Here is a 24999-nt window from a genome sequence, read left to right as displayed (position 1 = left end):
AGCGCATTGATCAAGGTACTGGTGGTGGATGACTCGGGCTTCTTCCGCAGGCGGGTAGCGGAGATCCTCGGTGCCGATCCTCAGATTCAGGTGGTGGGGACAGCCACCAACGGCCAGGAGGCGGTGGAGCAGACACTGGCCCTGCATCCGGACGTGATCACCATGGACTACGAGATGCCGGTGATGGACGGCATTACTGCCGTGCGCCAGATCATGCAGCGTCAGCCCACACCCGTGCTCATGTTCTCGTCGCTGACCTATGAGGGCGCGCGGGTCAGTCTCGATGCCCTGGACGCCGGTGCCGCGGACTACCTGCCGAAGAATTTCGAGGATATCTCCCGCCACCCGGAAAAGGTTCGCCAGCTGCTCTGCGAGCGCGTCCATGCGCTGGCGCGCAGCAACCGGCGCTCCCTGGGGCTGGGCGCGGCTGCGGCACCAGCGGCACGTCAGCCCCTGGCTCCACGGGCTGCGGCAACGGTTCCGGCGCCGGCCCCGGCCGAGCCCGTCCGGCGCAGTGCGGCGCCACGCAAGCGCAGCTACAAGCTGGTGGCCATAGGCACCTCCACCGGCGGGCCGGTTGCCCTGCAGAAAATTCTGACCCGGCTGCCTGCCAGTTTTCCCGCCCCCATATTGCTGATCCAGCACATGCCCGGGACTTTCACCACGGCCTTTGCCGAACGCCTCGACAAGCTTTGCCAGATCAGTGTCCGGGAGGCGGTGGATGGTGACATGCTGCGCCCGGGTGTGGCTCTGCTGGCACCGGGCGGCAAGCAGATGATGATCGACGCGCGCGGTACCGTCCGCATTCTGCCCGGCGACGAGCGTCTCAACTACAAGCCCAGCGTGGATGTGACCTTCGGCTCGGCCGCCCGCGCCCTGCAGGACAAGGTGCTGGCGATAGTACTTACCGGAATGGGTGCCGATGGCCGGGAAGGGGCACGCATGCTCAAGCAGGCCGGCAGCACCGTATGGGCCCAGGACGAGGCGAGCTGCGTGATCTACGGCATGCCCATGGCGGTGGTCAAGGCCAACCTGGCAGACGGCGTGTACGATCTGGACGAGATCGCCCGTTATCTGACGGAGCTGGGCTGATGGATATCCTCAGTGTCATCGGGCTGCTGCTGGCGCTGGTCGCCATCATAGGTGGCAACCACCTGGAGGGGGGGCATATCGGCGCGCTGGTCAATGGCCCGGCGGCGCTCATCGTGGTCGGTGGTACCCTGGGGGCAGCCTTCATCCAGACCCCGCTGGCGGTTTTCAAACGGGCCCTGGCCATGCTCGGCTGGGTGTTCCGTGCACCCCGTGCGCCATTTCGCGAGGGCATAGGCCAGGTGGTCAACTGGAGCAACATGGCTCGCAAGGAAGGTCTGCTGGGTCTGGAGGCCTCCGCGGATATGGAGCCGGACCTGTTCGCACGCAAGGGGCTGCAGCTGCTTGCCGACGGCTGTGAGGCCGATACCCTGCGCAGTATCCTGGAAGTCGAGTTGATCACCCGGGAGAACCGCGACCTGCGGGCGGCCAGGGTCTATGAAAGCATGGGCGGCTACTCTCCGACCATTGGCATCATCGGGGCGGTCATGGGCCTGATTCATGTCATGGGCAACCTGGCCGATCCGTCCATGCTGGGCAGCGGCATTGCCGTGGCCTTCGTGGCCACCATCTACGGGGTGGCCCTGGCCAACCTTTTCCTGCTGCCGGTGGCCGCCAAGCTCAAGGCCGTGGTGCTCGAGCAGTCCCGATACCAGGAAATGATCCTCGAGGGTCTGTTGTCCATTGCCGAGGGCGAGAATCCCCGCTCCATCGAAATGAAGCTCGAAGGCTTCCTGGACTGATCCATGCGCAGGCATCGGGAAGAAGAGCACGCCAACAACGAACGCTGGATGGTGTCCTACGCGGACTTCATCACCCTGCTGTTTGCCTTCTTCGTGGTCATGTACTCGATCTCCTCGGTCAACGAGGGCAAGTACAAGGTCCTGACCGAATCGCTGATGGGGGTGTTCAGCCAGGCCCCGAAAACCCTGGATCCGATACAGCTGGGGGAGGTCATTCCGCGCTCACCCACGCCAACCCAGGTGGCGGAGTCCGTCGCCAGCGAAGGCGGCACCAGCGGCAGCGGCAGTCAGGATCCGCTCGAGGATATTGCCGACGCCATGCAGGCCGCCTTCGGCGAGCTGATCAGCGTCGGCGACCTGCGGGTGCACGCCAACGAGCTGTGGATCGAGATCGAATTGAGCTCCAGCCTGCTGTTTCCCAGCGGTGATGCGCTGCCTCTGAACAGCGCCTTCGACCTGATCGAACGTATCGCCGGCATCCTGGCACCCTACGACAATCCCATCCACGTGGAGGGGTTTACCGACAACCTGCCGATACGCTCGCGGCTCTATCCCACCAACTGGGAGCTGTCTGCCGCCCGAGCTGCCACTGTCGTGCGCATGCTCAGCGCCGGCGGCATCGAAGCCGGGCGCCTGGCTGCGGTCGGCTATGGAGAACATCGACCGATTGCCGATAACAGTACCGAAGCCGGTCGCCGCGCCAACCGCCGCGTAGTGCTGCTGGTATCACGCTATACCGACCGGCGCCACCAGGGCCCGGAAGGTGAGCTGCCGAGCATGCGCCAGGCGCGCAGCGAGGCGGCGCAGGATGTGGGACCGGGCTGATGCGAAGGACAACGGGAGCAGTGCGATGAAGGTATGGGCGGTGGCCAATCAGAAAGGCGGCGTGGGCAAGACCACCTCGACCGTGGCCCTGGCCGGTCTGCTGGCCGATCAGGGCCAGCGCGTGCTGGTGGTCGATCTGGACCCCCATGGCTCCATGACCAGTTACTTCGGACATGATCCCGACCAGCTGACCAGCAGTGTGTTCAACCTGTTCCAGCACCAGGGCAGCGTGCCCGATGGGCTGGCGGCGGCCCTGCTGCTGACGACGTCCCACGACAGCATCAGCCTGCTGCCCTCCAGCACGTCGCTGGCTACACTGGAACGTCAGTCGGCCACCCAGGGCGGCTTCGGCCTGGTTCTGTCGCGCGCCCTGGAGCAGCTGCAGGGGGAGTTCGACTTCGTCATCATCGACAGCCCACCGCTGCTTGGTGTCTCGATGATCAACGCCCTGGCCGCCTGCCAGCGACTGATAGTGCCTGTCCAGACGGAATTCCTGGCGCTGAAGGGGCTGGAACGCATGGTGCACACCCTGACCATGGTCAACCGGTCCCGGCGCCGGGCACTGCCCTATACCATAGTGCCGACCCTGTTCGACCGCCGGACCCAGGCTTCCCTTAGCACCCTGCGCAAACTGCGCAACGACTATGCCGAGCAGATGTGGCAGGCCTACATACCCATCGACACCAAGCTGCGAGATGCCAGCCTGGCGGGCGTTGTACCGTCACAGCTGGAGCCCAACGCCCGGGGGGTACTGGCATACCGGGCGCTGCTGCGGTATCTGCTGGTGCAGAGTGTGGCCCGATCCGAGGAGACTGCCTGATGAGCGATTCGCTGGCTGTTCAGCATTATGTGCCCGCCCAGACGCTGCAATGCTATCTGGACTCGCTGCTGCAGGAGGCAGCTGCCGATCTGGCGCTGGCCGAGCAGAGCATTCCCGATGTGCCGGTGTCCCCGGCGGCCGAGGCACGCACGCCGCAGGCGCTGTCCCCGGTGACCGTCCCGGTAGAGACTCCGGCGGTATCGGCAGAACCCGAGCCCACCCCGCAGGCGGCTGCTCCGGTGTCCGGCGGCAGCTGGCGCGAGCAGCCCTTCGATGCCTTGCTGTTCAATGTGGGCGGTCTGACCCTGGCGGTCCCGCTGGTGTCCCTTGGCAGCATTCACCCTCTGGATGGCCCCATCACTCCGCTGTTCGGTCAGCCGGACTGGTTCCTCGGCCTGCTGCCGACCGGGCAGGGCAGTCTCAGGGTAGTGGATACCGCCCGCTGGGTGATGCCCGAGCGTTACCATCCCGAGCTGCGTGAAGAGCTGCGTTACGTGATCTCCATACAGGGATTCGACTGGGGGCTGGCGGTACACAGCGTCAGCGAGTCCGTCCGTCTGGATCCGGCTCAGGTGAAATGGCGTTCGGGGGCGGGTAAACGGCCGTGGCTGGCCGGAACCGTCATCGACCACATGTGCGCCCTGCTGGATGTGGGAGCCCTGGCTGCGCTCATCAGCCACAGCAGTTGAGTCGCGCTGGTAAAGACACCGGGGCCCGTTTAGGATGCAACTATCGCCACCCTTCGAAGCCGAGCATGGCCGGGAACGGGGCATTGACGTCGAGATACGAGAACGATGAAGAACAACACTGCACAGACCGCCGAAGATCCGATTCTGCAATGGGTGACCTTTCGTCTGGATAACGAGACCTACGGGATCAATGTGATGCAGGTGCAGGAAGTCCTGCGCCACACCGAAATTGCTCCTGTTCCCGGCGCCCCCGAGTATGTGCTGGGCATCATCAACCTGCGTGGCAATGTGGTCACTGTGATCGACACTCGCCAGCGCTTTGGCCTGGCGCCGGCACCGGTGACCGAGCAGACCCGTATTGTGATCATCGAGGCGGACCGCCAGGTGGTCGGCATTCTGGTCGACAGCGTCGCCGAGGTGGTCTACCTGCGACAGTCCGAGATCGAGACCGCGCCGCACGTTGGTACTGACGAGGCGGCCAGGTTCATCCAGGGCGTATGCAACAAGAATGACGAGCTGCTGATTCTGGTCGATCTGGAAAAGATGATGACCGATGACGAGTGGGCAGAGTTGCAGGATATCTGACGCCCATGGATGAACGCTGGCTGCTTCTGGGCGCGGGGCTGCTGCTGGGGACACTGGTGTCGTTGCTGATTGCCAGCCTCCTCGGCCAGCGACGGCTGGCCCGCATCCAGCACGAGCAGCAGGCCCGGCTGGATGCCCGTATCGACAAGCTGGGACAGAAACTCGCGGAGTACCAGCAGAGCAATATCCGCATGGGCGAGGAGCTGCTCAGCCTGCGCGAGAAGCTGGGTCAGCTGGAAAACCGCCAGCAGCGGGTGGAGCAGCAGGATGTCCAGGGCATGCCCTACAACCAGGCCAGTCGACTGGTACAGATGGGCGCCAGTACCGATGACCTGATGCAGGCCTGTGGACTCAGTCGCAGCGAAGCCGAACTCATGCTCAAGCTGCACGGTCAGCGCGACTGACGGCTCCCCCATCCGGGCCCGCCCCATATCCCCCCTGCATCGTCTATGCTGTCTGGCATTTCCCCTTGCAATGCAGGCGACCACACATGAACAGGTTACTTACCACTCTGATACTGGCCGGCAGCGCGTCCCTGGCCCAGGCGGACATGGCCACCCGCACGGTGGACTACCACATCGACGGCGAAGTCTTCCAGGGACTGCTGGTCTACGATGACAGCGTCACCGCGCCCCGTCCGGGATTGCTGATGGTGCCGAACTGGATGGGGGTCACCGAGAATGCCGCGAAGAAGGCCTGGCGCGCTGCCGGCAGCGACTATGTGGTGTTCATCGCCGACATGTACGGCAGGCACATCCGCCCGGCGGATGCTGCCCAGGCCGGTGCCGCCGCCGGTGCGGTGAAGGGGGACACCGAGCTGATGCGCACCCGGGTCAATGCCGCGCTGGAGGTGTTCCGTCAGGAGGCGGCCGAGCTGCTGGATACCTCCCGCATGGGCGCCATCGGCTTCTGTTTCGGTGGCACTTCGGTGCTGGAGCTGGCCCGGTCCGGCACAGCCCTCAGCGGCGTGGTGTCCTTCCACGGCAACCTGGATACCGGCCTGCCGGCCAAGCCGGGAGCAGTGAAGTCTCCGGTGCTGGTGTTGCATGGCGCGGACGATCCCTATGTCCCGCCGCAGCAGGTGGCCGACTTCGAAGCGGAAATGCGCAATGCCGGGACAGATGACTGGCAGCTGCTCAGCTTCGGCGGCGCGGTACACTCCTTCACCGATCCCACCGCCAATCTCCCCGGACAGGCCATGTATGATGCGCGGGTGGCCGACCGCGCCTTCCGCCAGATGCGGCTGTTCTTCGCCGAAACCATGGCGTTGCCTGTGCCGGACACCTCGCGCTGAGGCCCCGGCCAGAGGTCTTCCGATAGGCTCGGCGGGGCAGGGCGGGGATGACCATAACGGGTGATATTCAGCGCATGGATAACGGTGGCGGTGGCTGGAGTCCGCTGCGCCGCCGACGGATACTGGCAACAGACCAATAACAACAACAACCAGGGAGTTACACATGTCTAGACCTGAGCTGCCAGGCTGGCGCTGGGGGCCTTTCACCTTCCGCATGCCCTTCTACCACACCCGGCTGTATTGGCCGGAGCTGCTGCAGGGCATCTTCATCGCCGCTGCCACCGGGCTGTCGCTGATTCCCATCATGACCATGTTCTTCGGTCTGACCTTCGAGGAGGCGGTGGCGGCCTCCATGATCCATTCGATACTCATCAGCAGTGCCCTGATCGTGTTCGGCGAACCCTACGCGCCGGGCTGGCTGACTCCGGCGCTGCCGCTGGTACTGGCCTTCGCCATCGGCATAGGCGAGGACCCGAGTCTGCGCCTGCAGGCCATGGCCGCACTGTCGCTGGACTTCGCTCTGCTGCTGTTCGTGCTGGGTGTCACCGGGCTGGGCCGACGCTTCATTGTCTGGCTGCCGGACACCCTCAAGGCCGGCATCATTCTCGGCGCCGCGCTGGCGGCCCTCAAGCGGGTATTCATCGATGATGCGGAGCGATTTTTGCTGCAGCAGCCGATTGCCACGGCCCTGGCCTGTGCGGTCTGCCTGATCTTCGCCTTCTCGCTGCCCATGCAGCGCTGGCGCGAGAAATATCGCTGGGTAGCGCTGATCGCCGCGCTGGGGCTGCTGCCGGGCTTTCTGGTGGCAGCCGTTGTCGGCCCGCTGGTCGGCGAGGTGGACTACAACGTCCAGTGGGGCATCCTGATTCCGCCGGTTGGCGACATGTGGGCCAAGATGTCGCCGTTCTCCATCGGTTTTCCGAGTGTCGGTCTGATGCTCCAGGCCATGCCGCTGGCGCTGATCACCTACATCATCCTGTTCGGTGATCTGGTCACCGGCAACGAGGTCATTCTCGAAGGGCAGAAGAATCGCCCCGATGATCACATCGATATCAACCCGACCCGTTCTCACCTGGCCCTGGCGATCCGCAACGCACTGATGGGGGTCATCGCCCCGGTGTTCCCGACCCAGGGTGCCATGTGGACCGGCGTTCACGTGATCATCGTCCAGCGCTGGAAGCAGGGGCGTGAGGCCATGGACAGTCTGCACAGCGGACTCATCTCCTACTACGGGATGGGCATTCCGGTGCTGTTCTTCCTGCTGCCGCTGCTGACCGGTCTGCAGCCGCTGCTGGGCATTGCTCTGTCTCTGACCCTGGTGCTTACCGGCTTTGCCTGTGCCTATATCGCCATGGGCATTCCCACCAACAACGCCTCCCGCGGCGCGGTACTGATGATAGGTGCCGGCCTGGCCTTCTTCGAGCCCTGGGTAGGGCTGCTGTTCGGGGTTGCCACGACGCTGCTGCTGGTGGGCTGGGACACGGCGCCGGCACCGACAGCGGACGAGCTCAAGGTCGTCGATCCGCGCCGTGCAGGCCTTGAGCAGGAGGGCTGAATCCCGCACTGCCCCCGTGCTACCTCGGGAATGCTAGACTGCCGGCTCGGCAAAATGGCTTCCCGAGGTAATGCGTGCGCCCCCGTAGCGATAGTCAATATTCCGCTGGTCCGGTCAACTGGCGGATCATCCGCAGTCTGCTGCCCTATCTGAGCGAGTTCCGGGGACGGGTATTGCTCGCCATGGCCTGCCTGGTGCTGGCCAAACTGGCCGGTGTGGCGGTCCCCTGGGTGCTCAAGCTGATCGTCGAGCACTTCGAGAGCAGCCCCGAGTCGCTGATGCTGGTGCCCGTGGCCCTGCTGATCGGCTATGGTCTGCTGCGCTTTGCCACCGTGTTTTTCTCCGAGCTGCGCGACGCGGTATTCGCCCGGGTGGCCGAGCGGGCGATGCGTCGCATCTCCCTCAGGGTGTTCGAGCACCTGCATCGGCTTGACCTGAGCTTCCATCTGTCCCGACGTACCGGGGGACTGGCCCGGGATATCGAGCGGGGCACCAGCGGCATCAGCTTCCTGCTGCGCTTCATGGTGTTCAACATCATCCCGACGGTACTGGAGATCGCCCTGATCGCCGGCATCCTGCTGGTCAACTTCAGTCCCATGTACGCCCTGGCGGTGCTGGGGTCGGTGCTGGTGTACGGGCTGTTCACCATCAGTTTCACCGAGTGGCGAAACCGCTTTGTGCGCGAGAGCAACAAGCTGGACAACAGTTCCAATACCCGGGCGGTGGACAGCCTGCTGAACTACGAGACGGTGAAGTACTTCGGCAACGAGGCATTCGAGGCGCGCCAGTATGATGCTCATCTGGCCGGGTGGGAGACCGCGAGAATGAAGACGCGGCTGTCGCTGTCGGCCCTGAATTCCGGTCAGGCCTTCATCATTGCCGGCTCGGTGACCCTGCTCATGGTCATGGCCGCCAGCCAGGTGGCCAGCGGCGCCATGACCCTGGGGGAGCTGGTGATGATCAACGCCTACATGATTCAGCTGTTCATCCCGCTCAACTTCCTCGGCTTCATCTACCGGGAGATCCGCGAGGCGCTGATCAACATCGAGCGCCTGTTCGGTCTGCTGGAGGCGCCGGTGAAGGTGCAGGACCTGCCCCAGGCGCCGGCGCTGCAGGTGACGGGGGGCGACGTCCGTTTCGAAGGCGTCTGCTTTGCCTATCAGGCGGACAGGCCCATACTGCACGATGTCAGCTTCACCATTCCCGCCGGCCATACCCTGGCCGTGGTCGGCCCCAGCGGGGCCGGCAAATCGACTCTGGCGCGCCTGTTGTTCCGGTTCCATGACGTGGATCAGGGCTGCATCCGTATCGATGGGCAGGATATCCGCGAGGTGACCCAGCAGAGCCTGCGCGCCCACATCGGCGTGGTGCCCCAGGATACCGTGCTGTTCAACGATACCATCGGTTTCAATATCGCCTACGGGCGCCCGGGAGCAACCGAGGCGGAGATCTGGGAGGCGCTGCGTCTGGCCCAGCTGGAGGAGTTCATCAAGCGCCTTCCCCAGGGGCTGGAAACCCAGGTGGGTGAACGTGGGCTCAAGCTGTCCGGCGGCGAAAAGCAGCGTATTGCCATCGCCCGGGTGCTGCTGAAGAATCCGCCGGTGCTGATTCTGGACGAGGCCACGGCGTCGCTGGACACCCATTCCGAACGGCGCATCCTGGACGCCCTGAATCTGGTCTCGCAAAGGCGTACGACACTGGCGATTGCCCATCGGCTGTCGACCATAGTCCATGCCGAGCAGATTCTGGTGCTGGATCAGGGCCGCATTGTCGAACGCGGCAGCCATCAGCAGCTGCTCGCTGCCAATGGCGCCTATGCCCGGCTGTGGGCCGAGCAACAAAAAACCGCCGACCCGTTGCCAGGCGGCGGTTCCTTGTCACACTGACAGTCTCAGAGGCCGAACACCCAGAACATCAGGTAGTAGGCCATGATGCCGACAATGGCGACGCCGGCGAGGTTGAGCTTGAAGCCGGCATTGATCATGTCGCTGATCTTCATGTGGCCGGTACCGAACACGATGGCGTTCGGCGGCGTGGCCACCGGCATCATGAAGGCGCAGCTGGCGGCAACGGCAGCGGGCACAGCGTAGAGGATCGGCGATACGTCCTGGCCGACGGCCAGAGCGCCTACCAGCGGCAGGAAGGCAGCGGCAGTGGCGGTGTTGCTGGTGACCTCGGTCAGGAACAGGATGACCGTAGTGATCAGCAGGACCATGGCCAGGACCGGCAGCGTGCCGAAGATGCCCAGGCTTTCCGCGATCCAGACTGCCAGACCGGATGAGCTGATGACGGCGGCCAGGGACAGGCCGCCACCGAACAGCAGCAGCACGCCCCAGGGCATGGTCGTGGTCGTTTCCCAGTCCATCAGGAACTGACGTTTCTTCAGGTCAACCGGAATCAGGAACATGATGATGGCTGAGGCTATGGCGATCACAGTGTCGTTCAGCCAGGGCAGGCTCTTGGCGAGCACCGGCTGGAAGATCCACGCGGCGGCGGTCAGCAGGAACATGATGCCGACCAGCTTCTCACCGCGGCTCATCGGCCCCAGGTCGACCAGTTGCTGGCGCAGCAGATCCCGGCTGTTGCTGGAGGTCAGGCCGAAGTCCTTCCGGGACAGCATGAACCAGACCACCACCAGCATGGTCAGGGCAATCGGCACGCCGATCAGCATCCATTGGGCAAAGCCGATCTGGATGTCGTATTCGCTGGACAGGAAGCCGGCGAGCAATGCGTTGGGCGGCGTGCCGATCAGGGTGCCGATACCGCCGATGCTGGCTGCATAGGCAATACCCAGCAGCAGGGCGACCGCATACTTGCGCACCGCTTCGGGCTGATCGCCGTCATACATGCTGACCACGGACAGGCCAATGGGCAGCATCATGATCGCGGTCGCCGTGTTGCTTACCCACATGCTGATGAAGGCAGTGGCGATCATGAAACCACCGATCTGGTGGCTGGGCTTGCTGCCCACCGCCAGCAATACGCTCAGTGCGATGCGCTTGTGCAGATTCCAGCGCTGCATGGCCAGTCCCAGAACAAAGCCGCCCATGAACAGGAAAATGGTGGGGTTGGCATAGGGGGTCGTAGCCTGGGCAACAGTGCCCAGGCCAAGCGCGGGGACCAGTACGATCGGCAGCAGGGAGGTGGCCGGGATCGGAATCGCTTCGGTTGACCACCAGGCTGCCAACAGGAACATCAGACCTGCCGCCTTCCAGGCGGGCTCGCTCATGCCGCCGGGGGCAGGTAGTATCAGAGTGGCCACGAGGAGGGCTATGCCCACCAGCAGGCCGACGATCCGCGAAACGGGAATGCCGCTGGGATGGGTATTATCGAGTTCAAGCATCTTTTTTTTCCGTGTCAGGGATTGAAAACCGGTGACGTCCATCGCAGTGGGAGCCGGGGGCCCGAGCTGCAATTTTCGGCAAGCTGGAAATTGTGCCGGACTGGCTTGATGGAAAACCACTCTGGCGCCGCGCTTTTAGTCTAGTAGACACAGGGACGTTTTTATGCGGGGCTTCTCATTGTGGTGCGTAGGGGGTAAAAAGGCTCTTTTATTACTGCCCTGGCAAGGACAGGCTTAATCCATGCGATTGAAATGCATCAAACTGGCAGGCTTCAAGTCCTTCGTGGATCCGACCACTGTTCACTTCCCGAGCAACATGGCGGCAGTGGTCGGGCCCAACGGCTGTGGCAAGTCCAACATCATTGATGCGGTGCGCTGGGTCATGGGCGAGAGTTCAGCCAAGAACCTGCGTGGCGAGTCGATGACCGACGTCATCTTCAACGGCTCCAACACCCGCAAGCCGGTCGGTCAGGCCTCCATCGAGCTGGTGTTCGACAACAGCGACGGTACCCTCCAGGGCGAATACGCAGGCTACAACGAGATCTCCATCCGCCGCAAGGTGACCCGGGAAGGGCAGAACCAGTACTTCCTCAACGGTACCAAATGCCGCCGCCGGGACATTACCGACATCTTTCTCGGCACCGGGCTGGGGCCGCGCAGCTATTCGATCATCGAACAGGGCATGATTTCCAAGCTCATCGAGGCCAAGCCCGATGAGCTCCGCCTGTTCATCGAAGAGGCCGCCGGCATCTCCAAATACAAGGAGCGCCGGCGCGAAACCGAGAATCGCATCCGCCGTACCCATGAGAACCTCGAGCGTCTGACCGACCTGCGCGAGGAGCTGGAGCGTCAGTTGGCGCACCTGCATCGCCAGGCGCAGGCTGCCGAGAAGTACAAGGCCTGGAAGGCCGAGGAACGTCAGCTCAAGGCGCAGCTCCAGGCCCTGCGCTGGCAGAGTCTGGATACCCAGACCCGGGAGCGAGAGCAGGAAGTACGCAGCCTGGAAGTCGCGCTGGAAGCCGTGATCGCCGAGCAGCGCAACGCCGACAGCGAGATCGAGAAGTGGCGCGATCAGCACACCGAGCTGAACGACAGTTTCAATCAGGTACAGGCCCGCTATTACAGCATCGGTGCCGATATCAGCCGCATCGAGCAGGCGCTGCAGTTCAACCGGGACCGCCAGCGGCAGCTGCAGGAAGACCTGCAGCAGGCCGACCAGGCCTGGGCAGAGGCGCAGAGTCACCTGAGCCAGGACCAGGCGCTGCTTGCCGATCTGACCGCGGAGCTGGCGCGTATCGAACCCGAGCTGGAAATGGCCGGTATGGCGGATGAGGACACCGCACAGGCGAGCCTTGCCGCCGAAGAGGCCATGCAACAGTGGCAGGCCCGCTGGGACGAGTTCAACCAGCGGGCCAGTGCCACCCGCCAGCAGGCGGAAGTGGCCCAGTCACGGATCCGCCATCTGGAGCAGAGCGTGGAGCGCTTCGGTGACCGCCTGCGGCGCCTGGAAGAGGAAGGTGGCGGCCTCGACTCGGGCGGCCTGGAGGAGGATGTGGCTGCACTGGCAGAGCAGCTGGCTGAGCTCGAGCTGCGTGCCGAAACCGATCAGCAGCAGCTCGACGAGGTCGCAGGCAGCCTGCAGCGTGAACGCCAGGCGCTGGAGGCCGCCGCCCAGGAACTGGATATCCGCCGCGGAGAATATCAGCGCAGCGGCGGACGCCTGGCTTCGCTCGAAGCCCTGCAGCAGGCAGCCCTGGACCAGGGGGCGGGGGTGCAGAAGTGGCTGCGCGAGCAGGGGCTGGAAGATGCACAGGTACTGGCGACGCGCCTGCAGGTGGAGCCCGGTTGGGAACGAGCGGTGGAAACCGTGCTCGCCGCCGACCTGCAGGCGATCAGCCTTGACTCCCTGGACGCTGTGCAGGACATGCTGGGCAGCTTTACCCAGGGACAACTGCGTCTGGTGGATGCCCTTCCCGCTGACGGATCGCCCGCCGCCGGGGACAGTCTGCTGGCCCGGGTTTCCTCGCCGCTGGCGCTGGAGCCCTGGCTCGGTCACGTGCGTACCGCTGCGGATCTGCCGCAGGCACTGGCCCTGCGCAACAGCCTCGCCAGCCACGAATCCATCGTCACGCCTGCCGGGCACTGGATAGGCCCCAATTGGCTGCGCTTTCGCGCGGGCGATGACCAGGAAGCGGGGGTGCTGGCCCGTCAGCAGGAGATGCAGCAGCTGCAGGCCAGTCTGGAGGAGCAGGAGGCTCGGCTGGCCGAAGGTGAGGAACAGCTGGCTCTGCACCGCGAGCGAATTCAGCACCATGAGCAGCAACGTGATGCCCTGCAACAGGGACTGGCCAGGCTGGGCCGGGAGCAGGGTGAGCTCAAGGCGCGCAACTCGGCGCTGCAGGTCAGGCTCGAGCAGATGCACGCCCGTCGTCAGCGCATTGCCGCTGACCTCGAAGACATCCGCACCCAGCGCAGCGAAGAGCTTGAGCAACTGGCCGAAGCGCGAATGGTACTGCAGGAAGCGCTCGATCTCATGGCGGCCGACGCCGAGCAGCGTGAGCAGCTGACGCAGCAGCGCGAGCAGGTACGCGGTCAGCTCGAGGCCGCCCGGGAACAGTCACGGCAGAACCGGGACAGGGCGCATCAACTGGCGCTGCGCGTGCAGTCGCTGCGCGCGCAACTGGAATCCACCCGCCAGGGGCTGGAGCGTCTGCATGCCCAGACCGAGCGGCTGGCCGAGCGCCGGGAACAGCTGCAGATGCAGCTGGAGGAGGCCCGGGATCCGGAAGAGGATCAGCGCATGGAACTGGAGGCGTTGCTGGAACGACGGATCCAGGCCGAAGAAGATCTGGGTATTGCCCGCCAGGCGCTGGAACAGGTGGACCAGCAGATGCGCGAGCAGGAGCGCAGGCGCAGTCAGGCCGAGCAGCAGGCGCAGGTGCTGCGGACCCAGCTGGATGACCGGCGACTGCTGACCCGGGACATGCAGACCCGTCGCCAGGGACTGCAGGAACAGCTGCTGGAAGCCGGGTACGATCTGCGCACGGTACTGACAACCCTGCCGGAAGGGGCTGCCGAGGCAGACTGGGAACAGCAGCTGGCGCGGCTGGACGCCCAGATCCAGCGCCTGGGCGCGATCAACCTGGCCGCCATCGAGGAATACGAGCAGCAGTCCGAGCGCAAGCGTTATCTCGATGCCCAGAATGCGGATTTGGAAGAGGCTCTGCAGACGCTGGAGCAGGTGATCCGCAAGATCGACAAGGAAACCCGCAATCGCTTCAAGGAAACCTTCGACAAGGTCAACGGCGGGTTGCAGCATCTGTTTCCCAAGGTGTTCGACGGCGGCAGTGCCTGGCTGGAACTGACCGGGGATGATCTGCTGGACACCGGGGTCACCATCATGGCCCGTCCGCCGGGCAAGAAGAACAGCACCATCCACCTGCTGTCCGGTGGGGAAAAGGCACTGACCGCGATTGCCCTGGTGTTCTCCATCTTCCAGCTCAACCCGGCACCCTTCTGCATGCTGGATGAGGTCGATGCCCCGCTGGACGATGCGAACGTGGGGCGTTACGCGCGCATGGTCAAGGAGATGTCCGATCGGGTTCAGTTCATCTATATCACCCACAACAAGATAGCCATGGAGATGGCCGATCAGCTGATGGGGGTGACCATGCATGAACCCGGATGTTCACGCCTGGTCTCAGTGAATGTCGAGGAGGCGGCGGCACTGGCGGAAGTATAGAATCGCCCGGTGCAAACTCCCCTGCGGGCATGTTACTGTCTTGCATGGGTGAAAGTATGTTGTGGAAATGACGGGCTCCGGGATGTGGTGCGGTGCCCGCCAGTGCACTGCCCAACGGTTACGGCAAAACAGACGGGAACACATTATTCATGGATTTTGGTTTGCGTGAATGGCTGATCATCATCGGCCTTCTGGTTATCGCGGGGATCCTTTTCGACGGCTGGCGGCGCATGGGTGGACGCTCGCGCATACGCCTGAAGCTGGAGCGCAATCTGCGAGACCTCCCTGATGCTCCTGATCACGATGAGCTGCTCGGTCCGGCCCGCATCGTTTCCCGCGCCGACAGGGCAGAGCCGTCCCTCAGCGAGGAATTCGGTCCGGCTACCGACGTCGACGTCGACGTCGCCGAGCAGCCGCGCCAGCCCCAGCAGGTCGGACTGGATCTGGACGAGCCCGAGGAGGCTCCGGTTTCGCAACCGCAGGCCCGGCGTGGCGCGCGCAAATCCCGGGTGGAGGATGAGGAGCCGGCGACCGCGTCCGCCCGCGCTTCCTCTGCAGCATCCGGAGCCGCAGCGGCCAGCGAGCCGGCACCCGTGGATGAGGTGCTGGTCATCCATGTGGTCTCGCGCAGCGAGGAGGGTTTCCCGGGTGCGGCTCTGTTGCAGAGCATCATGGAGAGCGGCCTGCGCTTCGGCGACATGGATATCTTTCACCGCCACGAAAGCATGACCGGGTATGGGGATGTGCTGTTCTCCATGGCCAACGCCCTGAAGCCCGGCACCTTCGATCCGGATGCCCTGGAACACAGCCATGTTCGTGCCGTCAGCTTCTTCATGGGGTTGCCGGGTCCCCGTCATCCCAAGCAGGCACTGGACCTGATGATTGCCGCCGCACGCAAGGTCGGGCAGGAACTGGGAGGTGACCTCAAGGATGAGCACCGCAGCGTGCTCACCGCCCAGACCATAGAGCATTACCGCCAGCGCATCGCCGAGTTCGAGCGCAAGCGCATGAGCCATCGCCGCTGAGTTCCATCCGGGCGGGTCCACCCGCCCGTGTCCTCCCGCGCGCTGAGGCCCGGGCGCAATTTCGCCCGTCATCCCTGCTACAATCACTGGCTCTGTTCCACCCCGGTGCCACAAGACATCATGACCGTACAACCCGATCCGGCCCTGCGCGTCAAAGAACTGCGCGATCTTATCGACCAGCACAACTACAGCTACTACGTGCTCGATGAACCCACCGTGCCCGATGCGGAGTACGACCGCCTGTTCAGGGAGCTGCGGGCGCTGGAAGAGGCCAACCCGGATCTGGTGACGCCGGACTCCCCGACCCAGCGGGTGGGAGGCCTGGCTTCCGGCGCCTTCGGCCAGGTCCGCCATGAAGTGCCCATGCTCAGCCTGGGCAATGCCTTTGCCGAATCGGACATGCTGGATTTCGACCGTCGCGTCCGCCGCACCCTGGACCTGCCTGAGGGCGACCTGTTTGCCGCAGGCAGCAGTGTGGCCTATTGCTGCGAACCCAAGCTCGACGGTCTGGCCATCAGCCTGCTGTATGAGGATGGCGTGCTCACTCGGGGAGCCACCCGGGGTGATGGCACCACCGGAGAGGACATTACCGCCAATGTGCGTACCGTGCGCAACATTCCGCTGCGGCTGCGCGGTGAAGGATGGCCGGCTGTTCTGGAGGTGCGGGGTGAGGTCTACATGCCCAAGGCCGGCTTCGAGCGGTTGAACGCCGAGGCCCGGGAAACCGGGGGCAAGACCTTCGCCAACCCGCGCAATGCGGCGGCCGGCTCCCTGCGTCAGCTGGACTCGGGCATCACTGCCCGTCGTCCCCTGGAATTCTGCAGTTACGGCATTGGCCGTTTCGAGGGGGAGTTGCCGGATACCCAGGTCGGCATACTGCATCGGCTGCGGGACTGGGGATTGCCGATCAGCCGGGAGCTGAAGCTGGTCGAGGGTATCGACGGCTGCCTGGACTACTACCGGGACATCGGCGAGCGACGCAGCAGTCTGCCCTACGAGATAGATGGTGTGGTGTTCAAGGTCAATGATCTGGGCTGGCAGCGCGAGCTCGGCTTCCGCGCCCGTGAGCCGCGCTGGGCCATCGCCCACAAGTTTCCCGCCAGCGAGGAGATGACCGAGTTGCTGGATGTGGAATTCCAGGTCGGCCGCACCGGCGCGGTTACCCCGGTAGCGCGATTGCGCCCGGTGCAGGTGGCCGGAGTGACGGTATCCAATGCCACCCTGCATAACATGGACGAAGTGCTGCGCCTCGGTGTGATGATCGGCGATACCGTGATCATCCGCCGTGCCGGCGATGTCATTCCCCAGGTCATGCAGGTGGTGACCGACCTGCGACCCGCCGATGCACGCCCGGTGCAGATTCCCGAACACTGCCCGGTGTGTGGCTCGGCGGTGGAACGTACCCAGCTGGTCAAGCGCGGGCGGGGCAGGCAGACGGTTACCGAAGGCGCGGTGTACCGCTGTGTCGGCCGACTGGCCTGCAAGGCGCAGCTCAAGCAGGCGATCATCCATTTCGTCTCCCGTCGGGCAATGGACATCGACGGGCTCGGCGAGAAGATCGTCGAGCAGTTGATCGAGCGGGAGATGATTGCCTCACCTGCCGACCTCTATGCGCTGACCTATGATCAGGTCGTTACCCTGGATGGCTTCGCGGAGGTGTCGACCAACAATCTGCTGCTGGCCATCCAGGAGAGCAAACAGGCAACCCTGGCCCGCTTCATCTATGCCTTGGGTATTCCCGATGTTGGGGAGGAGACTGCCAAGCTGCTGGCCCGCGCCCTGGGATCACTGGAGCGCATCAGCCAGGCGCGCCCCGAGGTGCTGCAGTTCCTCCCCGAGATCGGTGCCGAGGTCGCACACGAGATCACCGCCTTCTTCGAGGATGAACACAACCGCAAGGTGATCCGCCAGTTGCTCGAACGCGGCGTGCAGCTGCAGGAGGAGGGCGATCTGGCGCCGGAGTTCGCCGCCAGTGTCAGCCTGGGTGAGTTCCTCGCCCGGCTGGAAATCCCCTCGGTCGCCGCCACCAGTGCCCAGCGCCTGGCCGACCGTTTCGGCAGCCTGTTGGCGATTATCGAAGCCGACTGGCTGGATCTGAAGCAGGTGGAGCGGCTCAACGAGAAGGCGATCCGGAGTCTGCGCGATTATTTCGCCGATGCCAGCACGCGTCAGCGGGTGCTGGATATCGAGCAACAGCTGCGGGATTTCGGCATGCACTGGGAAAGTCCCCGCAGTCAGAGCGGCGAGTTGCCCCTGGGCGGCCAGACCTGGGTGCTGACCGGCACCCTGGAAGCCTTTTCCCGGGACGTGGCCAAGGAGTATCTGGAGCGCCTGGGCGCCAAGGTCGCCGGCAGTGTATCGAGCAAGACCCACTGCGTGGTCGCCGGGCCGGGCGCTGGCAGCAAGCTGGCGCGGGCCGAACAGCTTGGTATTCCGGTGCTGGACGAGGCCGGCCTGCTGCAGCTGCTGGCCGACCACGGAATCACGCCCTGATGCACAGCGTCATCCTGGCCCCGATGGAGGGGCTGGTGGACGCGCCCATGCGCGATATTCTCACCCGCATCGGTGGTATCGATCGCTGCGTCAGTGAGTTCATCCGGGTGACCGATGGCCCGCTGCACCCGGCGGCCCTGCACCGTATCCTCCCTGAAAGCCGTCAAGGCTGGCGTACTGCAGCGGGAGTGCCGGTGCATCCGCAGCTGCTTGGCTCCGATCCGGACTGGCTGGCGCACAATGGCGCCTGGCTGGCCGATCTGGGTGCGCCGGCGGTGGATCTGAACTTCGGTTGCCCGGCCAAGACAGTCAACCGTCACCGTGGCGGCGCCACCCTGCTGCGCGAGCCGGAAACCCTCTACCGTATCGTATCGGCAATGCGCGCGGCGCTCCCTGCCCGTGTCCCGGTCACGGCCAAGATGCGCCTGGGCTACAGCGATACCAGTCAGACCCTCGAATGTGCCCAGGCCCTGGCTGACGGGGGGGGCTGCAGAGATTGCCGTTCACGCTCGCACCCGTGAACAGGGCTATCGCCCGCCGGCGGACTGGACCTGGCTGGCCCGGGTACGCGAGGCGGTGTCGGTGCCCGTGGTGGCCAACGGCGATGTCGTCGATCTGCAGAGCTACCGGGAGATACGACGGGTCAGCGGTTGCGAGCAGGTGATGATAGGCCGAGGCCTGGTTGCCTGTCCGGATCTGGCGCTGGTCATCCAGCGCAGCTGTTCAGGGGAAGCGGCAGCGGCGATGGGCTGGGAATCCCTGCATCCCTGGCTGGTGGATTTCTATGCCCAGGTACGCGAACGGGTGGTCGATCGCCACGTGCCCGGGCGGCTCAAGCAGTGGCTGGCCATGCTGGCGGGCGTCTATCCCCAGGCGCGGATACTGTTCGATCAGATCCGCCGGCAGACCTGTGCCGATCAGGTGGCTGAGCTGCTGGAGCAGGGCAGTGCAGCTCAGCTGCTCGCGGCGCCGTCCAGCACCTGCTGACGGAAGGCGGTGGGGCTCATGCCGGTCCAGCGGCGGAAGGCCCGGGTGAAGCTGCTCGGGTCGAGAAACCCCAGCTCATAGGCGATGCTGGTCAGCGACAGCTCCCCCTCACCGATCATGCGAATGGCGGTTTCCCGGCGCACTTCGTCCACCAGCTGTTCGTAGGAGGTCCCTTCCTGGCTCAGCTTGCGGCGCAGGTGGCGTGGGCTGATGTTCATCGGACTGGCCACCCGTTCCACGCTGATATCGCCGGAGCCGAGCAGCAGCTGAATGCGGCGTTTGACCTGCTCCACCAGGTCATGGGAAGGCTGGCTGGCGAGGATGTCCTGCAGGGTATCGATCAGCCGTGAGCAGATGAAGGCATCCGCGGTCACCAGTGGCGTCTCCAGCAGGCCCAGCGGCATGGTCAGCGAACAGACCGGACCGGAAACCACCTCATCACATTCCAGCAGGCGGTGACACTCCGCCAGTTCCTCGGGAGGGCGGCGCAGGGTGGCACGGCGGAACAGACCCTTGCCCGAGTCGTCCAGCTGTCGGAGGATCTGGCCCAGATAGCCGATCACCGCCTCCAGATGCTGGGGGTGGGGCTCGCCGACCGGTGTCAGCAACAGATGGGATTCGCCAATGTCCCGGCGCAGTTCCACGCGTACCTGGGTGCTCATGATGGGAAAGAAGCGAGTCAGATGTTCCAGCGCGGCGCCTATGCTGGCGGACGTGCTGGCGGCCAGGGCCAGCAGGCCCATGGCGGAGGGCGAATGAATCCGGTTCAGGCGCAGGCCGAACAGGTCGTCCCCGGCCAGCCGCAGCGCTTCGCTCCAGATCAGGTTGGCATTGGCCTGCTCGATGAAGAGCGAGGCGGGCAGCGGGCTTCTGGTCAGCTCCTGTGCAAGGCTGGAATGACTGAGGCTCAGGCCGTACTGGGCCAATGCTCGCTCCATGATCAACACCCAGTGGGCGTGCTCACGAATCCGACTTCTCTTGTTGTCCATACTGCTTCCCAGCATAGAGCTCCCATTACTCTGTGGTGACAGAAGCTCGTTCTGTCTCTGGAGTCATCTCGGGTGGGCGCAGAGCTGCGCCAGGAACTGTAAAATGATGTTTCGCTGTGCAAAATTCGGCGTTATTCCCGTCTTCCCGGAATCACCGGCCTGACCCCTTTGGGGGATGGTCAACTGGGGAAGACAGAAAAGATCGGCACCAGGCCGCACGGCTGTTACAAAGGCCCAAGGCAGGGCTGTTTTAGCAGACATCTCCACGGCATGCAATCTGGGCGAAGGGGGATTTTCGTGCGGGATGGCATATTGGCTTCATTGTATTTATAAGCCTTATTTCTCCGGTGAATGGCCGTGCGGGACAAGTGAATTGGCCGTTAGGGGCAGGTTGTTTTGCCGGCGCTCATGACAGACTCGGCAGTGTCCTGAACGTGTCGATTGATACACAGGTTCATGTCACCCAAACGGAGCAACACAATGACAAAAAAAATGCATGCTTGGTCGCTCGCGGCCTTGCCCTTGGCTATCGGACTGGCCAGTTTCTCAGGTTCTGCAAACGCAGTTAACTTCAATATCGGGGAAATCGAAGCGCAACTGGACTCGCAGCTGTCGATCGGTGCGAGCATGTCCACCGCGGGGCGGGACAAGCGGTTGTACTGGCATCGCGACATGGGCGGTGAAGCCGCCGCGCGTACTTCGGACGACGGACGTCTGAACTACAAGAAAGGCGATGTGTTCTCCAAGATCTTCAAGGGTTCCCACGATCTGGAAATGCGCTACGGTAACTCCGGCGCGTTCATCCGTGGCAACTACTGGTACGACTTCGAGACCAAGGACGGCAGCCAGCGCTTCTATGACATCAGCGACTCCGGCCGTAACCCGCTGCAGAAGGGCGCCGGTATTCAGCTGCTGGACGCTTTCATCTATCACAACTATTTCATCGGCCAGAATCCCGGTAACGTCCGTCTGGGTCGTCAGGTAGTCAGCTGGGGTGAAGGTGTATTCATCCAGAACGGCATCAACTCCATCAACCCGATCGACGCCTCCGCTTTCCGCCGTCCGGGCGCAGAGCTGAAGGAAGGTCTGCTGCCGGTCGAGATGCTCTACCTGTCCCAGGGCCTGACCGAAAACCTGAGCATGGAAGCCTTCTACCAGCTCAAGTGGCATGGCACCGTGGCGGACAACTGCGGCACCTTCTTCTCCACCACCGACGTTGCCGCCCGTGGCTGTAACGACCGTCTGGTATTCAACGGCGCGGACATGCCCCATGGCGAGCAGCAGCAGCTGACTTACATCGCCCGTACCCGCAAGGACAAGGAAGCCAGTGACAGCGGCCAGTTTGGTGTAGCCTTCCGCTGGTTCGTACCGGAGCTGAACAACACCGAGTTCGGCTTCTATGCGATGAATTACCATAGTCGTAATCCGCTTTACTCCAACGTTGCTGGCCGAGTCGCAGGTCCTATTGGTGCTCATCAGCAGGGCCGCATTACTGAAGCGCAGCGCGATGCACTGATGCGTCCTATACAAGGATATGACGGAGGCTGGGGAGGTGCGGGCTACTTCTTCGAGCACCCTGAGGATATTCGTCTGTATGGCATCAGCTTCGGCACCGACATCGGTGGCATGTCTGTTGCTGGTGAGCTCAGCTACCGTCCGAACATGCCGCTGCAGATCAATACCGGTGACATGAGTCGTACCGCTCTGATGGGGGCCGGTGTCGGCGTCCCCGGTACCGGGCAGGACAACACTCACCGCGGTCTGACCAACCTCAACCCGGGTGACTATATCCAGGGCTATGAGCGTAAGGAATTCTGGCAGGCGTCGCTGAGTGCCGTCCATTTCATCGATCGCGTAATGGGCGCCAGCCGTCTGTCGCTGATCGGTGAAGTAGGCGCCAACTACATCGGTGGCATGAGCAACAGCGGACCCAAGTTCGGTCGCGACTCCCTGTTCGGTCAGAGCCCGTGGCAGCCCGGTGACGGCCAGCCTGTGGGCGAATGCTCGCACTTCCAGGGTACTGCTGCTGACCGTTCGCCCCACGCTGCCAGCTGGTGCGAAGACAACGGCTACTTCACCGACTTCTCCTGGGGCTATCGCCTGCGTGCGTCCCTGGATTACAGCAACGTGATCGCCGGTATCAACCTGAGCCCGAACATCGCCTGGTCCCATGACGTTGAGGGTTACAGCCCCAACTTCAACGAAAACGCCAAGTCGGTCAGCATTGGTCTGAATGCCGACTACGCCAACAAGTACAACGCCAGCATCAGCTACACCAACTTCTTTGATGGCAAGTACAACACCCTGGTTGATCGCGACTTCGCCGCTGTCAGCTTCGGCGTAAGCTTCTAAGCCGGTTTTTGGAGAAAATAATATGCAAATGCAGAAAACATTCATCGGTGCCTGCGGTCTGGCCCTGAGCCTGGTGGCCAGCGCTGTTGCGGCGCAGAGCCTGTCCCAGTCCGAAATCAACCAGCTGGGCACCACCCTGACTCCGATCGGTGCTGAGAAGGCCGGTAACGCAGCCGGCACCATTCCCGAGTGGACCGGTGGTCTGAGCGAAGATGCCGGTCAGAGCCTGGCCAACAACTTCCTGGAAAACCCGTTCAAGAACGAGCAGCCGGAATTCGTGATCACTGCGCAGAACTACCAGCAGTATCGCGAGAACCTGACCCCCGGTCAGATCGCCCTGTTCGAACGCTATCCGGAAACCTTCCGCATGCCGGTGTACAAGTCCCACCGTACCGTGGGCTTCCCGCAGAGCGTGTATGACCAGGTCAAGCGTACCGCCGGTCAGGCCAAGCTGGTCAATGGTGGCGACGGCGTGGAGAACGTCGAGCCGGGTTCCTCCTTCATCTTCCCGATTCCGAAGACCGGCGGTGAGGTGATCTGGAACCACATGACCCGCTACCGTCTGAACGTGCATCGCTGGTACATGCAGGCCATGCCGCAGACCAACGGTTCCTACACCCTGATCAAGATGGAAGAGGAAGTCGGCTATCCGAACCTGATGCCCGATATCGATCCGTCCACCATGCCCAACAACCTGCTGTTCTTCAAACAGCGGGTGAACGCCCCGGCCCGTCTGGCGGGTAACGTTCTGCTGGTACACGATACCCTCGACCAGCTGAAGGAACCGCGCATGGCGTGGGTATACAACGCCGGTCAGCGTCGTGTACGCCGCGCTCCTCAGGTGGCCTATGACGGTCCGGGTACTGCCTCCGACGGCATGCGCACCTCCGACAACTTCTCCATGTACAACGGTGCTCCGGACCGTTACGACTGGAAACTGGTCGGCAAGAAGGAAGTCTTCCTGCCCTACAACGCCGGTCAGCTGTCCGAGCCGGGCCTGAAGTACGCCGACGTACTGAAAGCCGGTCACGTCAACCCGGAACACACCCGCTTCGAGCTGCATCGCGTGTGGGAAGTACAGGGTGATGTCAAGCAGGGTCAGCGCCACATCTACGCTCAGCGTAACTTCTTCGTGGACGAGGACTCCTGGATGATCGGCCTGGCTGATCACTACGACGGCCGTGGCACCCTGTGGCGTGTGGGCGAAGGTCACCTGGCCTTCAACTACAAGCAGAAGATCCCGGGCTACACCCTGGAGACCCTGTACGACCTGCTGGCAGGCCGCTACATCGCTCTGGGCATGTATACCGAAGAAGCCTCTGCTCCGCAGTACGGTGGTACTCCGCCGACCTACAATCAGTTCACACCGGCAGCGCTGCGGGCGGCAGGCGTGCGCTGATCGGCGACCGTCCGGGATGCTCGCATGAGCATTCCGAAGCCCATGAAAACCCCGGCCTCGGCCGGGGTTTTTTGTGTCCATCTGTTAGACTTTCCATGAGTCCGGACAGGAAGTGGTCATGACCAAGCAAACATCACTCGCCGTAGAGCTGCGCACCGCCTGGATCACTCAGGCTCAGCGCAGTCCCTTCATCTTTGCCGGGCTTGCCGGCTCCCTGCTGCTGATCCTGCTCGCGGTCGTGCTGAGTACCCTGACTGCGATCAGTCAGGAAAACGTGCTGAACATGCGTTACGCCCTGCTGGGCGGCTCGGCGGGGTTTCTTGCCACCACCGCAGGGGCCTGCCTGGCGCTGGTCTTCCGGGATATCTCGGGTGTCCGACAGGACAGCATGCTGGGTTTTGCCGCCGGCATGATGCTCGCCGCCAGCGCCTTCTCCCTGATCCTGCCAGGCGTGGAGGCAGGGGAGGCCATCTTCGGCAACAGCATGGCGGGTGCCGCCACCGTAGTGCTCGGGCTGGGGCTGGGCGTGGTGCTGATGCTGGGGCTGGACCGTTTCATTCCCCATGAGCATGAAGTCAGCGGCGCCCATGGGCCGGTATTTGCGCGTATCAACCGGGTCTGGCTCTTCGTGCTGGCCATCACTCTGCACAACATTCCCGAGGGCATGGCCATAGGCGTGGGGTTTTCCGCCGGCGACATGCATGTCGGTGTGCCCCTGGCGACCGCCATTTCCATCCAGGATATTCCCGAGGGACTGGCCGTGGCCCTGGCACTGCGGGCGACAGGCCTGACCCACGGCAGGGCGGTGCTGGTTGCCGCGCTGTCGGGGTTCATGGAGCCCCTGGGCGCTCTGATTGGCGTCGGCATGTCCAGTGCCTTTGCCATCGCCTACCCGGTCAGCATGGGGCTGGCCGCCGGGGCGATGATCTTCGTGGTATCCCATGAGGTCATTCCCGAGACCCACCGCAACGGCCATCAGACACCCGCCACCATAGGTCTGATGCTCGGGTTTGCGGTGATGATGTTCCTGGATACGGCGCTGGGCTAGGACGGAAGGGAGAAACGGCAG

At 63.6% G+C, this 24999-nt stretch carries 18 protein-coding genes and 1 pseudogene; 17 read left to right on the top strand and 2 right to left on the bottom strand.

Annotation, left to right across the window (positions count from 1 at the left end; translation table 11 throughout):
• Positions 1–6: 6 nt before the first annotated feature.
• From BM046_RS04685 to BM046_RS04640, 10 genes are all read left to right on the top strand, one after another.
• The gene (locus BM046_RS04685) at positions 7–1092 is read left to right on the top strand and encodes a protein-glutamate methylesterase/protein-glutamine glutaminase (protein WP_090537482.1); all 1086 of its coding nucleotides are present in this window, start codon (positions 7–9) and stop codon (positions 1090–1092) included.
• On the top strand, positions 1092–1832 hold the full coding sequence (locus BM046_RS04680) for a flagellar motor protein (protein WP_090537479.1): 741 nt from the start codon (positions 1092–1094) through the stop codon (positions 1830–1832). Before BM046_RS04685 ends, BM046_RS04680 begins: the two co-directional genes overlap by 1 nt.
• Before the next feature lie 3 nt (positions 1833–1835).
• Positions 1836–2657 (top strand): flagellar motor protein MotD, encoded by an 822-nt coding sequence (gene motD, locus BM046_RS04675; protein WP_090537476.1) that lies wholly within the window; start codon positions 1836–1838, stop codon positions 2655–2657.
• Positions 2658–2682: 25 nt separating this feature from the next.
• Positions 2683–3477, top strand: coding sequence for a ParA family protein (locus BM046_RS04670; protein WP_090537742.1), 795 nt, complete (start codon positions 2683–2685; stop codon positions 3475–3477).
• A complete protein-coding gene (locus BM046_RS04665; RefSeq protein WP_090537474.1) occupies positions 3477–4166 on the top strand; it encodes a CheW domain-containing protein in 690 nt (229 codons plus the stop codon). The genes BM046_RS04670 and BM046_RS04665 overlap by 1 nt, the downstream gene beginning before the upstream one ends.
• A 105-nt stretch (positions 4167–4271) precedes the next feature.
• Positions 4272–4751: a chemotaxis protein CheW gene (locus tag BM046_RS04660; protein WP_090537472.1), complete on the top strand. Its 480-nt coding sequence runs from the start codon at positions 4272–4274 to the stop codon at positions 4749–4751.
• A gap of 5 nt (positions 4752–4756) precedes the next feature.
• Positions 4757–5155: a DUF2802 domain-containing protein gene (locus BM046_RS04655; protein WP_090537470.1), complete on the top strand. Its 399-nt coding sequence runs from the start codon at positions 4757–4759 to the stop codon at positions 5153–5155.
• Between the two features lie 86 nt (positions 5156–5241).
• Positions 5242–6045, top strand: a complete 804-nt coding sequence (locus BM046_RS04650; protein WP_090537468.1) for a dienelactone hydrolase family protein — start codon at positions 5242–5244, stop codon at positions 6043–6045.
• Between the two features lie 163 nt (positions 6046–6208).
• On the top strand, positions 6209–7600 hold the full coding sequence (locus BM046_RS04645; protein WP_090537465.1) for a hypothetical protein: 1392 nt from the start codon (positions 6209–6211) through the stop codon (positions 7598–7600).
• Positions 7601–7674: 74 nt separating this feature from the next.
• The gene (locus tag BM046_RS04640; protein WP_218150000.1) at positions 7675–9486 is read left to right on the top strand and encodes an ABCB family ABC transporter ATP-binding protein/permease; all 1812 of its coding nucleotides are present in this window, start codon (positions 7675–7677) and stop codon (positions 9484–9486) included.
• Positions 9487–9491: 5 nt separating this feature from the next.
• On the opposite strand, the gene BM046_RS04635 is transcribed toward BM046_RS04640, so the two are convergent.
• Complete coding sequence (locus BM046_RS04635; protein ID WP_090537463.1) at positions 9492–10943, bottom strand: SLC13 family permease; 1452 nt, start codon at positions 10941–10943, stop codon at positions 9492–9494.
• A 241-nt stretch (positions 10944–11184) separates the two neighbouring features.
• Here BM046_RS04635 and smc point away from each other — a divergent pair, with 241 nt between their 5' ends.
• The 4 genes and pseudogenes from smc to BM046_RS04615 all read left to right on the top strand — a co-directional run bounded on the left by smc (position 11185) and on the right by BM046_RS04615 (position 19190).
• On the top strand, positions 11185–14685 hold the full coding sequence (gene smc / locus BM046_RS04630) for a chromosome segregation protein SMC (protein ID WP_090537461.1): 3501 nt from the start codon (positions 11185–11187) through the stop codon (positions 14683–14685).
• A gap of 149 nt (positions 14686–14834) precedes the next feature.
• Positions 14835–15710: a cell division protein ZipA gene (gene zipA, locus BM046_RS04625; protein WP_090537459.1), complete on the top strand. Its 876-nt coding sequence runs from the start codon at positions 14835–14837 to the stop codon at positions 15708–15710.
• A gap of 120 nt (positions 15711–15830) precedes the next feature.
• Positions 15831–18203, top strand: coding sequence for an NAD-dependent DNA ligase LigA (gene ligA / locus BM046_RS04620; protein ID WP_090537456.1), 2373 nt, complete (start codon positions 15831–15833; stop codon positions 18201–18203).
• Positions 18203–19190, top strand: a pseudogene (locus BM046_RS04615) (tRNA dihydrouridine synthase). Before ligA ends, BM046_RS04615 begins: the two are co-directional and overlap by 1 nt.
• Here BM046_RS04615 and BM046_RS04610 read toward each other — a convergent pair.
• Entirely contained in the window at positions 19157–20179 is a 1023-nt protein-coding gene (locus BM046_RS04610) for a helix-turn-helix domain-containing protein (protein WP_177197787.1), read from the bottom strand. The pseudogene BM046_RS04615 and the gene BM046_RS04610 sit on opposite strands and share 34 nt — an antisense overlap.
• Positions 20180–20659: 480 nt before the next feature.
• Between BM046_RS04610 and BM046_RS04605 the strand changes: the two genes are divergently transcribed.
• From BM046_RS04605 to BM046_RS04595, 3 genes are all read left to right on the top strand, one after another.
• Positions 20660–22531: a DUF1302 domain-containing protein gene (locus BM046_RS04605; RefSeq protein WP_090537452.1), complete on the top strand. Its 1872-nt coding sequence runs from the start codon at positions 20660–20662 to the stop codon at positions 22529–22531.
• Between the two features lie 22 nt (positions 22532–22553).
• Positions 22554–23930: a DUF1329 domain-containing protein gene (locus tag BM046_RS04600; RefSeq protein WP_407920430.1), complete on the top strand. Its 1377-nt coding sequence runs from the start codon at positions 22554–22556 to the stop codon at positions 23928–23930.
• 118 nt (positions 23931–24048) lie between these two features.
• Positions 24049–24978, top strand: a complete 930-nt coding sequence (locus BM046_RS04595; RefSeq protein ID WP_090537449.1) for a ZIP family metal transporter — start codon at positions 24049–24051, stop codon at positions 24976–24978.
• Positions 24979–24999: the final 21 nt, after the last annotated feature.

The organism is Halopseudomonas formosensis, assembly GCF_900115905.1.
Classification (GTDB): Bacteria; Pseudomonadota; Gammaproteobacteria; order Pseudomonadales; family Pseudomonadaceae; genus Halopseudomonas; species Halopseudomonas formosensis.
Note: the sequence above shows the minus strand (reverse complement) of the source record. Positions and strands in the feature narration are given on the sequence as shown.

What these genes read in the sequence shown, in the direction of transcription:
- BM046_RS04650 (WP_090537468.1), top strand. Translation starts at nt 5,242, where the DNA reads ATGAACAGGTTACTTACCACTCTGATACTGGCCGGCAGCGCGTCCCTG.
- motD (WP_090537476.1), top strand. Translation starts at nt 1,836, where the DNA reads ATGCGCAGGCATCGGGAAGAAGAGCACGCCAACAACGAACGCTGGATG.
- BM046_RS04610 (WP_177197787.1), bottom strand. Translation starts at nt 20,179, where the DNA reads ATGGACAACAAGAGAAGTCGGATTCGTGAGCACGCCCACTGGGTGTTG.
- BM046_RS04670 (WP_090537742.1), top strand. Translation starts at nt 2,683, where the DNA reads ATGAAGGTATGGGCGGTGGCCAATCAGAAAGGCGGCGTGGGCAAGACC.
- BM046_RS04655 (WP_090537470.1), top strand. Translation starts at nt 4,757, where the DNA reads ATGGATGAACGCTGGCTGCTTCTGGGCGCGGGGCTGCTGCTGGGGACA.
- BM046_RS04600 (WP_407920430.1), top strand. Translation starts at nt 22,554, where the DNA reads ATGCAAATGCAGAAAACATTCATCGGTGCCTGCGGTCTGGCCCTGAGC.
- BM046_RS04635 (WP_090537463.1), bottom strand. Translation starts at nt 10,943, where the DNA reads ATGCTTGAACTCGATAATACCCATCCCAGCGGCATTCCCGTTTCGCGG.
- BM046_RS04595 (WP_090537449.1), top strand. Translation starts at nt 24,049, where the DNA reads ATGACCAAGCAAACATCACTCGCCGTAGAGCTGCGCACCGCCTGGATC.
- smc (WP_090537461.1), top strand. Translation starts at nt 11,185, where the DNA reads ATGCGATTGAAATGCATCAAACTGGCAGGCTTCAAGTCCTTCGTGGAT.
- BM046_RS04645 (WP_090537465.1), top strand. Translation starts at nt 6,209, where the DNA reads ATGTCTAGACCTGAGCTGCCAGGCTGGCGCTGGGGGCCTTTCACCTTC.
- BM046_RS04665 (WP_090537474.1), top strand. Translation starts at nt 3,477, where the DNA reads ATGAGCGATTCGCTGGCTGTTCAGCATTATGTGCCCGCCCAGACGCTG.
- ligA (WP_090537456.1), top strand. Translation starts at nt 15,831, where the DNA reads ATGACCGTACAACCCGATCCGGCCCTGCGCGTCAAAGAACTGCGCGAT.
- BM046_RS04680 (WP_090537479.1), top strand. Translation starts at nt 1,092, where the DNA reads ATGGATATCCTCAGTGTCATCGGGCTGCTGCTGGCGCTGGTCGCCATC.
- BM046_RS04605 (WP_090537452.1), top strand. Translation starts at nt 20,660, where the DNA reads ATGACAAAAAAAATGCATGCTTGGTCGCTCGCGGCCTTGCCCTTGGCT.
- zipA (WP_090537459.1), top strand. Translation starts at nt 14,835, where the DNA reads ATGGATTTTGGTTTGCGTGAATGGCTGATCATCATCGGCCTTCTGGTT.
- BM046_RS04660 (WP_090537472.1), top strand. Translation starts at nt 4,272, where the DNA reads ATGAAGAACAACACTGCACAGACCGCCGAAGATCCGATTCTGCAATGG.